Raw genomic sequence first — 11,945 nt, 5'->3', positions numbered from 1 at the left:
CAACCGCTTCGGTGTCAGCCGTTTACGAAACCGTGTCATGGCAGAGGCATCAAACGGCGCTTTATATTCATAGCCAAGTAAACCGCAGAAGTATTGCAAATAGGGGTTTTCCTTGATTTGTTCGACAGTTTCTTCATCCGAGTACCCGTATTCAATTTGAATGAGCAACGCGCCTAATGCCATTCGGGCTGGCTTTGCTACATGGCCTTTGAATCCTTTGAACAGTTTTTTATATTTCTTTTCTACCAGATCCCATGGGATAAATGCTGCTTTCTTGATCCAGCGATTGTTCGGATCCATGTGCAATCCCAAGGGTTGATTAAAATCTTCGAAGGAAAGTTGTTTAGAAGGAGTTTTATACATGTTATATCACCTGTGTGCAAGGATTTTGAGCTGTTTTCCACCATACTCATGCACTTATTATACTACGAAACACTGATGAATACTGCAGTGATGCACACTATTGGTTTGTGCAGTTTACATTACTTATTCTTAAAACGTACTAAATAGGTATTGATTTATCTAAAACAGGGGAGTATACTGTACATAACAAATAATAAAAATTATCAATAAATAATAAAAAAATACATACACGAGGTGATTGATATGTCAAGCTTTCAGGAAGCAATAGCAAAAAGAAGAACCAATTATGCATTAGGAAATACCATCAGCATTTCTGATGATACGATTGTCCAGACGATTGAAAATGTGGTGCATGAAGTACCCTCAGCTTTCAATATGCAGTCTGGTAAAGCCGTTATCGCGTTAGGCGGTGTACATCAGGCCGTATGGCAGATTACCAAAGATACGCTGCGGAAAATTGTGCCGCCGGAAAATTTTGGTTCGACAGAAGCAAAAATTGATTCTTTTGCAGCCGCATATGGAACGGTTCTCTACTTTGATGATCATGCCATTGTAGAAAATATGCAGAAGCAATTCCCCTTATATGCACAGAATTTTCCGATATGGGCACAGCAAGCTAATGGCATGATGCAGTTTTCCATATGGACCGCTCTTACTGATTTGGGATTGGGTGTCAATCTGCAGCATTATAATCCACTTATTGACGCAGACGTCAAAAGCCTGGTTCATGTACCGGATTCGTGGCAGCTTATTGCACAAATGCCATTTGGAGCCGCCCTCCAAAGTCCGGATCCGATTCAAAAGGTTCCCGTTTCCGAACGTGTAAAGGTTGTTACAAAATAAATGCATACATGAAAAAGAGAAGTAGTACGTAGTATGGTACTACTTCTCTTTTTTATTTTAATATGCTATAAAGTATTAGAAGCCTAAGTTTTCGCCGACCAAAATCACCTTGATACGGCCGGCAGGGCTGCAGCGCCGCGTATGTACCATTTGATTGCAGATGCTCTGAGGGCTGTTGCAGTCGGCGCAAATGCCATTTACACAACAAGGAGTTTTAACGGAAAAACGCTGCGTATTTATCGGAGCAGCCACCGTGCGAGCTCTGGCAATAGCGGTTTCCAGTGTTGGTTCTACCTTGTTCATGCCAATAATAACAAGTACTTGACGGGGCCCGAATATCAGGGCGGCTACGCGATTGCCATTGCCGTCGATGTTATACAGCTGACCGTTTTCTACGGCTGCATTTGTACCCATAATAAAGGTATCACAGGTAAGCGCCTGACGCATCAGCTGACTTCTTTCGGCAGGTGTTTGAGCTGTGTCTCTGTCGATTACCGTATAGTGCTCCAGTACATATGGGCGCAGCCCGATTTCATTGATAGAGACAGAACCGCCCCATGAGACGACGTCATCTGTGGGAATCAGTGACACCGCTTTTTTTAAAGCCTCCTCTGCAGTAGGACAGTAGTAGGCCTCAAAGCCGCGCTTATTGAAGTTTTCGGCGACCTGGGGTCCTTTTTTGTCGTACATTACATGCATCATGTCTGATCTGTTCATTGTATGACCTCCTTTAAATCAGGGGAAAATAGAATGCCCTGTATTTCTCTAGTAATCGTAGCCTATTTTGACGTACTTTTCAACTATCTTTCTGCCGTAAAATGAAAATACTGCAGGGAAGAGTCTCTCGGAATGACCGCCTTGTGGTATAATAAAAGTGTTCTGAAAAATATACATCGGCAGATGTGCTGTATATGATGTTATCGGGGAGGTATATCATGAGTATTCATATTGAAGCGGCGGCAGGAGCGGTTGCTGACCGCATTTTGCTTCCAGGTGATCCGCTGCGGGCAAAATACATTGCGGAAACCTTTCTTGAGAATCCGGTCTGCTATAATCGGGTTCGCAATATTTTTGGCTATACCGGTATGTATAAGGGAACCCGCATTTCTGTTCAAGGGACGGGAATGGGTATTCCTTCCATTTCTATTTATGTCAATGAATTGATTCGCGATTATGGTGTTCAAAAACTCATTCGTGTGGGAACCTGCGGTGCCATGCGTGAGGACATTCATCTTCGTGACGTCATTATTGCGCAGGGAGCCACCACCGATTCGGCCATTATCCGCAATACCTTTGGTCCGGCTATCAATTATGCGCCGCTGGCTGATTTTGAACTTCTGCGGCTGGCCTATGATAAGGCCATTTCTCAGAACATATCGGTCCGTGTCGGAAATATCATTTCGGTAGACCGGTTTTATGACGATGAAATAGACAATGCCAAACTGGCGGACTACGGCATTATGGCCGTCGAAATGGAAACGGCTGCGCTGTATATGCTGGCGGCGAAATATAAAGTACAGGCGTTGGGAGTATTTACTGTCAGCGATCATCTCATTACGCATGAAGCCTGCACCGCAGAGGAACGGCAGCTGTCTTTTGATGACATGATCCGCATTGCGCTGGAAGCAGCGATTGCCGGTTAAGCCGGAACGAGGAAGGATATATGAAAATCAGCCATTTAAAAATTATTGACAGTCATTTTCATTTTTATGACTATGAGGTATTCGATCAGATTGCCGTTGCCGCCGGATATGTCAATTCCGAAAAAAGCCTTCACCAGGCCTATGAAGACAACAATATCGTCCATGGCGTAGTCATGGGCAATGGTGCGCTGGAACCGGATGAACATACCTATCCGGCATACATGAGTTATTGCGTAGGCCTGGACCGGGATTGGATTCATGGTGATATGGCGCATGCTGTCGCGCTTGTCGAAGAAAATCTGAAGCGCAGGCAATGCTGCGGCGTCAAACTGTATCCAGGATATAACCATGTCTATGTCAGTGATCCCGTGTATGATCCGATCTATGAATTGGCACGGAAATATGATAAGCCCGTCGCGATTCACACCGGTCTCACGGCCACGGCGAATGCGCTTCTCAAGTACAGTCATCCATTGACTCTCGATGAGGCAGCTGTCAAATTTCCGGATGTCCAGATTGTGATGTGTCATATTGGCAATCCTTTTTTGCAGGACGCTATTGCCGTATTGGAAAAAAATCATAATGTTGCCGTCGATGTATCAGGACTTCTGGAAGGGAAAATCCCGGATATGAATGCGTTTCTCAAAGAAAAAAGAGGCTATATCAACATGCTGCGTGACTGGTTCAGCTACTTGGGCGCCTATGACCGCGTCATGTTTGGAACAGACTGGCCGCTGGCTAATCTGCGCGATTATATTGCTTTTGTAAAAGTATTTATTCCGGAACGCTATTGGGGGGATGTCTTTTTCAACAATGCCAATGCTATTTACCGGCTGGGTTTGAAAGGTGAAGCGTGATCGCCTCAGAAAGATGGCGACTTACATGTGCGATTAGGAACTGTTAGTCAAAAAAGCTGTATCTGTATGCCATAAGGCAAATGGATACGGCTTTTTTTTGAAAATAAATGTCGGAATGGATTATTTTGTGTCCGAATGGAGTAGAAGGGACTTTTTCTGTTTGCTATAATGCTAAGTATAAATTGATTTTTAATATCAAAATAGATAGCAAACAGAAATGAGGGAAATCCATGAAGCATACGATATGGAAAAAACAGCGGTTGGCATGGTACGCCGGTCTGTCCTGTGCGGTCCTGCTGTGGATGACGGCTCCCGTCATGGCGGCAGAAAGTCCAGTGGGGGGGGGGGGGCAATAATTGGGTAACGACGTGGGATGTCGTCGTGGAGGAAGACAAGGCTAAGGAAGAAGCCAAGCTGGAAAGCCAGCAGACAATGATCATCACATCAGAAGATATCGCGAAAAAACAGGCGAAATCTGTAGAAGACATTATATTCAGCGAGACCGGCGTATCGCGTACAGTAGACGCTATGGGACGGGTGACGGTATCCATCCGCGGTGCCGAACCGCGTCATACGCTCATCCTCATCGACGGCCAGCCCGTCATGGGGGACTTCGCCAAGTACAGCGGCGCCGGGGATGAACTCCAGCGGTTCGGCACAGAAAACGTAGATCACATCGAAATCATCCAAGGAGCAGCGTCAGCAAAATACGGGTCTGACGCAATTGGCGGTGTCATCAACGTCATTACGAAGAAAGCCGCCAAGACGGCGGGACTCCAGGTGAATGTGGAAGGCCGGAGGGCCAAACACGACGGCGATATCTTCCCCTATCAGAACGTTTTCCTGCGAGCTGACAGCGGACAGATTGGCAAGGTCCGGGCTGCTGTCTATGGGAGTAAACGGGAGATCATGCCAATCTATAGTTTGGAACGGTTTGGCGGTATGTCGGGAAGCAGTACGGTAGAAGGCGGAAATGTCCGCAATTCGCTGCGCTATTATGGCGATATTAAAAACATCGGCATGTCTGCTACCTATGATATCGACGATCGCAACAAAGTCGATTTCAACATGGATAAGACCAAGGAAGATATGGAACGATACGTAAAGCACTCTGATTCGGGCATGGAACCGCAGCAGCATTTCAAGCGGGCTGTAAGACCGCAATACGTATCGATTGTCTTACAGGGGTAATAACGGCGGCAACACGGACTGGAAGGTCGATGTGGATTATGCTAAGATGACCGAGGATGACATTACCCTTACGTCAAACCATGGCAACTCTAAATATGAAGGAAAAAACACGTTGAACTATCTTGATGATCTTATGCACAAGCAGTGGAATATAAAAGTGAGTGCCAATACCCAGATCAACGATCAGCACTTGAACACCTATGGGTTGGGTTATAGTAAGGAAACAGGCGAAGGAAGCCGTCTGAAAAATGCGCCGGAATCTAATACGTATACGCTGTGCGATGACAACTGGTTTATCCATGCTCCTTTTGATACGAAAAAACAAGAAGGCGTTGAGCTTATCGGTGATTATCGGGGGCGGTGGAATTCCTTTACGGGAAAAGTGAAACCAACAGAAGCGAGAGTAACGTCTGTTGCGAACGTGGGTACGGCATATAAGAATTACCTGGAAAAGGCCGACCATGGATTTGAACAGCGCCTTCGTGCCGGTATAGACGCCCGTATTGGCGACAATACAAATGTGACATTGTTGGGGAGTGCGTCCGGTATGACCGGCGTCGATACGATATACGATGTGAGCACATCGCAAAGGCTAAATCATCAGCGTATGGACACCGTCGATGTGACCCAGCATGCTAATAAGTGGGACTTCTCTATCGGAAGACTCACCGAACCTATGGGCGTTACGGGCTACTGGTTTGGCAAGGAATACGACGGCGGTCGTGCCGTCTGGACCAGCGGGAAGAACCAGGTTTGCATTGGCTACGGTGATTTTGGCCAGAGTACAGGAATTAACGATTCCGTGTATACGCATGCGACAGTAAAAATATTTTTTAGAGCACCGACAGTAGAAGAATTTATTGGGGATGAGTCTGGGACTGTTGCTGATAATACACTTGATATGATTAATTTTCGTCAACAGATTAGGAATGCTAAAACGGAGGCAGAACAAGCAGCTATCGTAAAACGAATGTATGATTTGGTGAAAAAAGCCTATGGAGACTCGCAGATTATTCAAACGGGACAGATTGGAGGCGACCTTAATATGAGTGAATGCCTCCCAACATTATTTCAGATAGAATATGTGGATTCACGTGGTAATAAACACATTGGGGAGATAAAGGCGACCGCCGTATTAGAGAACTTTTCCAATGGAGCTTTTTTACTAGAAACACCTTCCATGGCGACATATCTCAAAGGATGGGTGCAAGATGAGGTTCATCTTACGGAAGTGGCAGAGCAATATAAAAGAATATGGGAACGTTATAACTCTAAGTTTGAAGACGTGAAACCGCTTTCGCCAGTTCCAACTGATTGGAAAAAAGCTGTATATGACATGGTACAGTCTTTGCCTAATGATTATATAGGACAGACAATGTCATGGGGGAATGGATTTTCTGTGTCTTCACGGGTGGGTCAATATTTTAAAGCTTTATCAGATACCTTGCGGTATCATGTGGCTGAATCTAATAGTTTACCCCGGCCAGAATTAGGCAATGTGACCGGATTATGTGTAAAAACACTCGGCACCGTCCTCGTTCAGGATCAGATCCCGCCTCTCGACAAGGCCGCCTTTGTGCAGGCCAAGCATCAATTCGGTGATGACTTCGGCGTTCAGGCCTGGTATCTCCGTTCTGTCAGCGACGACACGCACAGCATTTCCTACGCCAATCTGGACCACAACGACGTGGCATCCTTTGACCAGCTGGCTAACGTCATCGGCCTCGGTGCGACGTGGCGCATCGGCGATACGATCCGCTTCTCCTATGAATGGGGCCAGAACCGCACCGCTTTTGGCCGCTTCATGAATGGCAATACGATCTATAACCACGAAACGGGCACGTCAGACTTCGATATCGCCGGCCGCAGCAACGGCGGCACGCCCAGATTCTGGGTAGCCCGCGTCGATATCGGCAAGTCCGATACAGACAGGCCCGGCAGCTGGAACGCTTTCGCCGATTACAAATATTTCCAGCACGGATCGTTCTTCGGCGGCAACGGCACGGAGGGTGTGCCGGATCGGTATATGGACGGCATCAAGTCCTTCACCATCGGCGGCGGCTATGTCCCGGCCAAGGATTTTCTGCTTGAGGCATTCTACACCTTCGGCGCCAAGGGAATCGGTAAGCGGGATACGCTCTACGGGCCGGAAAACTTTACGCTGGGGGATTATACGCGGGTGCAGGTTTCTTATAAATTCTAATAGTACGGCTTGCTATGTACCGGATAGAATGTAGTAAAGTATAGGATATATCGGTTTTAACATATAACAGCAAAAAAACAGGAATCCCTGATTGGCAAGGGATCCCTGTTTTTTTGCTGTTATATGTTAATCATTTGGAGAGTGGCAGGAAATATATTGCGGAGGTCTTGGCAGCATAACTTAATTTTATGCATTATGTTCCACGACGGCACCGACAATAGCGCCTGCGATGAAAGAGGTAACTGTGTTATCTTTGTCCTTGTGATGATGGTGATGAGACGGCGGTGGGCCGCCGGGACGATCATCCGGTGGATTCATCTGATGCTGTGGCGGTGGACCGCCAGGACCGCCAGGCCCTGCTGCATAGATAAAGGTAGTACCTAAAAGACTGGCTGTCATCATAACAGACAATATGGTGATTTTTGTTTTTTTGGTAATGGATAGCATCATAATCACATCCTTTGAAGGAAAGCAACAATATGTTGAATGATTGTAGTATACGATGATTTTTTTTGAAAATCAATAGAACATATTGTTTTGTTAATAAACTGTAACATTCATGGATACGGTAAAAGGAGAAACCGCAACTATGAAACGTTTTTTGAAATAATAAGAAATTAAGATATTTTTTTTTAGTATATTATGTTCATTTTTCCTTTTGTGCATGTTATTTTGTAAAAAACGAAAAAATGCCTTGACAAAGAATGTTTGTTTTTATACAATGTACTCAATCTTTTTCGAAAGATTATATCAATACATCTAACGATGGGAGAAAGTAGTTTGAGAGTCACATTGCAGAGAGCCGGCGGATGGTGCGAGCCGGTAATGACAATCAGATGAAGCTCCTCCCTAAAGAGCGGCACTGAATGATATTAGGTGCTGACGGTATTTCCCCGTTACAGGAGACGCGTATGTTAGTACGTTGTAGAGCGCCCATTGACAGCAATGCCGTTGGGAATCAGGGTGGTATCGCGGAATTATATCCGTCCCTCATTAGAGGGACGGATTTTTTTTGTCTTTAGGCCTATCGTTGGAGCTGGTAAAATTTCATTTCATTTTATTTGTAAGGAGAGATGTTCAAATGGCAAAGGTATTTTATGATCAGGATGTAAATTGGGATGTAATGAAAGGCAAAAAGATTGCTATTATCGGTTACGGCAGTCAAGGACACGCCCATGCATTGAACTTAAAGGACAGCGGGCTTGATGTTGTCGTCGGATTATATAAAGGCAGTCCGTCTATTGCCAAAGCAAAAGCCGCAGGTCTTACAGTCAAATCGGTATCAGCTGCGGTGGCAGAAGCTGATATTACAATGATTTTGATTCCGGATGAAAAACAGGCTGACGTATACAAGGAAGACATCGAGCCTAATCTGAAAGATGGCAGCGCCCTGGCTTTTGCTCATGGATTCAATATCCATTTCAAGCAAATCGTGCCGCCGGCGGCGGTGGATGTTTTCATGGTAGCTCCCAAGGGACCGGGACATCTTGTACGCCGGACGTTTGCCGAAGGCGGCGGCGTGCCGGATGTATTTGCTGTTGAACAAGATGCTACCGGAAAATGTTTTGATATTGCGCTGGCCTATGCTCGCGGCATCGGCGGTACGCGGGCCGGTGTCATTCAGACAACTTTCCAGGAAGAAACGGAAACAGATCTTTTCGGCGAACAGGCTGTTCTTTGCGGCGGTATCTGCCAGCTGATTACCAATGGGTTTGAAACGTTGTGCGAAGCCGGGTATCAGCCGGAAATTGCATATTTTGAATGCTTCCACGAAATGAAGCTGATCGTTGACCTCATGTACGAGGGCGGCATGGCTAATATGCGCAGATCTATCAGTGATACGGCGGAATACGGTGATTATACGGCTGGACCGAAGGTCATTACGTCGGATTCCAAGCAGGCGATGAAGCAGGTACTGCAGGATATTCAGGATGGAACCTTTGCCAAGGATTGGCTCCTTGAAAATAAGGCTGGCGGCAGAGCTCATTTCCTGGCTATGCGACGGAGACATGCAGAACATCCGATCGAAACAGTTGGCGGTAAGCTGCGTAATATGATGTCCTGGCTCCATAGCTCCAAGGAAGACTAATATATACAGATAGACGAAAAGAGGGATATACCATGAAGATGACAGGCGCACGGGCCGTAGTGGAATGTTTGAAAAAAGAAGGAGTCGAGGTCGTATTTGGATATCCGGGAGGCTCGATTCTGCCGCTGTATGATGAATTTTACAGAACCCATTTTCATCATATCCTGACTTGTCATGAACAAGGGGCAGTCCATGCTGCCGACGGATATGCCCGGGTTACGGGAAGGCCGGGCGTGTGTGTGGCGACCTCCGGGCCGGGGATATGCAACATGGTTACGGGCATAGCCACTGCCAATATGGATTCTATTCCCATGATCATCATCAGCGGCCAGGTAGCTACGTCTCTGATTGGCCGCGATTCCTTTCAGGAGGCGGATATTTCGGGTATTACCGCACCTATTACAAAGCATAATTATCTTGTGAAAGAGGCTCGTTCTATCCCGCGGGTTTTGAAAGAAGCGTTTTATATTGCTTCTACAGGCCGTCCCGGCCCCGTTCTGGTCGATATTGCCAAAGATGCGTTGGAAACGTCCATCGAGTATGACTATCCTGAGACGGTGCAGCTGCCGGGCTATCAGGTGGATACGAAGGGGGCAGGAAGATACAATCAATCAAGCGGCGGCAGGGCTGCAGCAGGCCAGACGGCCGGTTATTCTGGCTGGGGGCGGCGTTATTTTGTCGGAAATGACAGACTGTTTACAGCAATTAATACAGACTGCGCATATACCGGTTGTGACGACGCTCATGGGCAAAGGAGCTGTGCCTGATGATGGGCCGCTCCACCTCGGAATGGGGGGAATGCATGGATCCTATGTTTCCAATATGGCGATTTCAACTTGTGACCTTCTGATTGCCGTTGGCGTTCGTTTTGATGAGCGATTGACCAGTAATGCCGATCATTTTGCGCCGCAGGCAAAAATTATTCACTTTGAAATCGACGATGTGGAGATTGATAAGATTATTGATATTGATTTAGGAATCAAGGGAGATCTTCGCTGGTCTCTGCCGGCGTTTGTCAATAAGGTAGGTGCTGCGGGCTTTGATTACAAACAGCAGTACGCAGCCTGGCTGCATCAGGTAATGGCAATGAAACAGGCCCATCCGTTTTCCATGCCGCCCCGTCCCGGATATATTACGCCGCAGGAGTTGATCGAGGCTGTCCGGGATATGACGGAGGATGATGCGATTGTCGTTACGGATGTCGGACAGCATCAAATGTGGGCAGCCCAATTTTATTGCACCCGCAGGCCCCGGTGTTTTATCACCTCCGGCGGCTTGGGTACGATGGGATACGGGTTGCCGGCTGCCATGGGTGCCAAGGTGGCTCGGCCGGATACGCAGGTTGTTGTTTTTACGGGAGACGGCAGCATTATGATGAACTGTCAGGAACTTTCTACCGTTGCGGAGCATCATATCAATGTCAAAATCATTGTGCTGCACAACAATACGCTGGGCATGATTGTTCAGCTGCAAAATTTTTTCTATGATAGTCATTATTCACAATGCTATCTGAACAAAAAGAAAAACCTGCCTCAGTTGGCGGAATCTATGGGAGTCAAGGGCTTTCGTATTGACACCCGGGATCAGCTGCAGTCTGTACTGCGCCACGCACTGGCCTACGAGGGTCCCGCCTTGGTGGATGTCCGGATTTCAGGAGAAGAGAGGGTATATCCTACGGTTCCCGGTGGTAAGGCTCTGAATGAAATGATATTGGGAGGTGACGCGGCATGCGGCGACAGCATTTAGCTATTTTATCGGATAACAAGCCGGGCGTTCTTACGCATATTGCCGGCCTGATCAGCCGTAAAGCAATCAATATAGAATCACTCACGGCCGGATATACGGAGGAACCCGATGTGACCCGGTTTAATATTGTCATCAGCATTGAAGATGATAAAGAGTTGAAACAGACGATCAAACAGCTGGCGAAATTGATTGATGTCATTAAAATTGTCAATCTGGATGAAGATCTCTTTGTCAGCTGTGAGCTGGCCATGATCAAAATCCAATATGGTACGCCTCGGATTCGAGAGGAATTGGCCAATGTTGCGGCGTTGTTTCATGCGCAGATCGTGGATGTAAATCTGGGTTCTCTCATTATGCGGATCATGGGACGGGAGGATCATGTGGAGGCGCTTCTTCACGTGCTGACACCGTATCAGGTATTGGAGATCGCCCGCACCGGACCGATTTCTTTGTCACGAGGAATGATACCTGTGAAAGCGATGTAGTTACTATTGTAACAGAGACGAATACAGCATATAACATCGTCGATTCAGAAAGCGGTTACAATAAAAGGTGAAATGATTTAAAAGAGACTGTCTCAGTATGCGGATAGTATTCAGATATACGCATGCGGCCCATTGCAGATACGGAAGATTGATTTGAGAAAAAATTCCCGTATGTAAGTGGCAGCATCCGGATGCGTATTTTTGAATGCAATTCCGCTGTGAGGCAGTTTTTTTTATATTGAGATGAAATGGATAAAAGTACAATATAAATAATACCTAAAATTGCAAGTTCAAATTGAACACCTTTAACCAAATAATTTAAGCTGCATAGACGGTATCTAAATAAGCTTCAAATAAATCATCAGGCGTATCATACTCAAGGGACTTTCTAGGTAATGAATTCATATCCTCTGCAAACCAGAGAATCTGCTCAGCAGAGTAGTTTTCGATAGACTTTCCTTTAGGTACGTACTTTCTGAAAATGCGATTGTGACGCTCATTTTGAGCTCTCTCATAAGAGCTATA

The 11,945-nt window shown here is 46.3% G+C and carries 13 protein-coding genes, 1 pseudogene and 1 other annotated feature; of the genes and pseudogenes, 10 read left to right on the top strand and 4 right to left on the bottom strand.

The genetic code is table 11. From position 1 onward, the window contains the following. The coding region (locus tag AB840_RS14040) for an IS5 family transposase (RefSeq protein ID WP_048515472.1) at positions 1-363 on the bottom strand (363 nt) is incomplete at its 3' end. A gap of 243 nt (positions 364-606) precedes the next feature. On the opposite strand from AB840_RS14040, the gene AB840_RS14035 reads away from it, so the two are divergent. Further along, positions 607-1,206, top strand: coding sequence for a nitroreductase family protein (locus AB840_RS14035; RefSeq protein WP_048515471.1), 600 nt, complete (start codon positions 607-609; stop codon positions 1,204-1,206). A gap of 75 nt (positions 1,207-1,281) precedes the next feature. On the opposite strand, the gene AB840_RS14030 is transcribed toward AB840_RS14035, so the two are convergent. Next, positions 1,282-1,923 (bottom strand): lactate utilization protein, encoded by a 642-nt coding sequence (locus AB840_RS14030; protein ID WP_048515470.1) that lies wholly within the window; start codon positions 1,921-1,923, stop codon positions 1,282-1,284. A gap of 218 nt (positions 1,924-2,141) precedes the next feature. Between AB840_RS14030 and deoD the strand changes: the two genes are divergently transcribed. From deoD to AB840_RS15875, 5 genes are all read left to right on the top strand, one after another. Beyond that, complete coding sequence (gene deoD / locus AB840_RS14025; protein WP_048515469.1) at positions 2,142-2,849, top strand: purine-nucleoside phosphorylase; 708 nt, start codon at positions 2,142-2,144, stop codon at positions 2,847-2,849. 20 nt (positions 2,850-2,869) lie between these two features. Further along, positions 2,870-3,706 (top strand): amidohydrolase family protein, encoded by an 837-nt coding sequence (locus AB840_RS14020; RefSeq protein WP_048515468.1) that lies wholly within the window; start codon positions 2,870-2,872, stop codon positions 3,704-3,706. 230 nt (positions 3,707-3,936) lie between these two features. Further along, the gene (locus tag AB840_RS18175) at positions 3,937-4,062 is read left to right on the top strand and encodes a hypothetical protein (RefSeq protein ID WP_327077843.1); all 126 of its coding nucleotides are present in this window, start codon (positions 3,937-3,939) and stop codon (positions 4,060-4,062) included. A gap of 25 nt (positions 4,063-4,087) precedes the next feature. Continuing rightward, the gene (locus tag AB840_RS18170) at positions 4,088-4,897 is read left to right on the top strand and encodes a TonB-dependent receptor plug domain-containing protein (RefSeq protein WP_053078206.1); all 810 of its coding nucleotides are present in this window, start codon (positions 4,088-4,090) and stop codon (positions 4,895-4,897) included. Positions 4,898-4,928: 31 nt separating this feature from the next. Then, positions 4,929-7,100 carry a hypothetical protein gene (locus AB840_RS15875; RefSeq protein WP_053078205.1) on the top strand — a complete coding sequence of 724 codons (2,172 nt, stop codon included), beginning with the start codon at positions 4,929-4,931 and terminating at the stop codon, positions 7,098-7,100. A gap of 186 nt (positions 7,101-7,286) precedes the next feature. On the opposite strand, the gene AB840_RS14010 is transcribed toward AB840_RS15875, so the two are convergent. Continuing rightward, positions 7,287-7,550 carry a hypothetical protein gene (locus tag AB840_RS14010; RefSeq protein ID WP_143742747.1) on the bottom strand — a complete coding sequence of 88 codons (264 nt, stop codon included), beginning with the start codon at positions 7,548-7,550 and terminating at the stop codon, positions 7,287-7,289. Between the two features lie 303 nt (positions 7,551-7,853). Next, positions 7,854-8,094: a binding site (T-box leader), on the top strand. A gap of 87 nt (positions 8,095-8,181) precedes the next feature. Between AB840_RS14010 and ilvC the strand changes: the two genes are divergently transcribed. The 4 genes from ilvC to ilvN are packed head-to-tail and all read left to right on the top strand — an operon-like array spanning position 8,182 to position 11,420. After that, positions 8,182-9,189, top strand: coding sequence for a ketol-acid reductoisomerase (gene ilvC, locus AB840_RS14005; RefSeq protein ID WP_048515466.1), 1,008 nt, complete (start codon positions 8,182-8,184; stop codon positions 9,187-9,189). Between the two features lie 32 nt (positions 9,190-9,221). Then, positions 9,222-9,956, top strand: coding sequence for a thiamine pyrophosphate-binding protein (locus tag AB840_RS17910; protein ID WP_234984943.1), 735 nt, complete (start codon positions 9,222-9,224; stop codon positions 9,954-9,956). Further along, positions 9,841-10,935: a thiamine pyrophosphate-dependent enzyme gene (locus AB840_RS17905; RefSeq protein ID WP_234984944.1), complete on the top strand. Its 1,095-nt coding sequence runs from the start codon at positions 9,841-9,843 to the stop codon at positions 10,933-10,935. Before AB840_RS17910 ends, AB840_RS17905 begins: the two co-directional genes overlap by 116 nt. Then, positions 10,917-11,420, top strand: coding sequence for an acetolactate synthase small subunit (ilvN, locus tag AB840_RS13995; RefSeq protein ID WP_048515465.1), 504 nt, complete (start codon positions 10,917-10,919; stop codon positions 11,418-11,420). The genes AB840_RS17905 and ilvN overlap by 19 nt, the downstream gene beginning before the upstream one ends. Positions 11,421-11,738: 318 nt before the next feature. Here ilvN and AB840_RS17265 read toward each other — a convergent pair. After that, positions 11,739-11,945, bottom strand: a pseudogene (locus tag AB840_RS17265) (IS30 family transposase); the annotation flags it as partial.

Source organism: Megasphaera cerevisiae DSM 20462 (assembly GCF_001045675.1).
GTDB lineage: Bacteria > Bacillota > Negativicutes > Veillonellales > Megasphaeraceae > Megasphaera > Megasphaera cerevisiae.
Note: the sequence above shows the minus strand (reverse complement) of the source record. Positions and strands in the feature narration are given on the sequence as shown.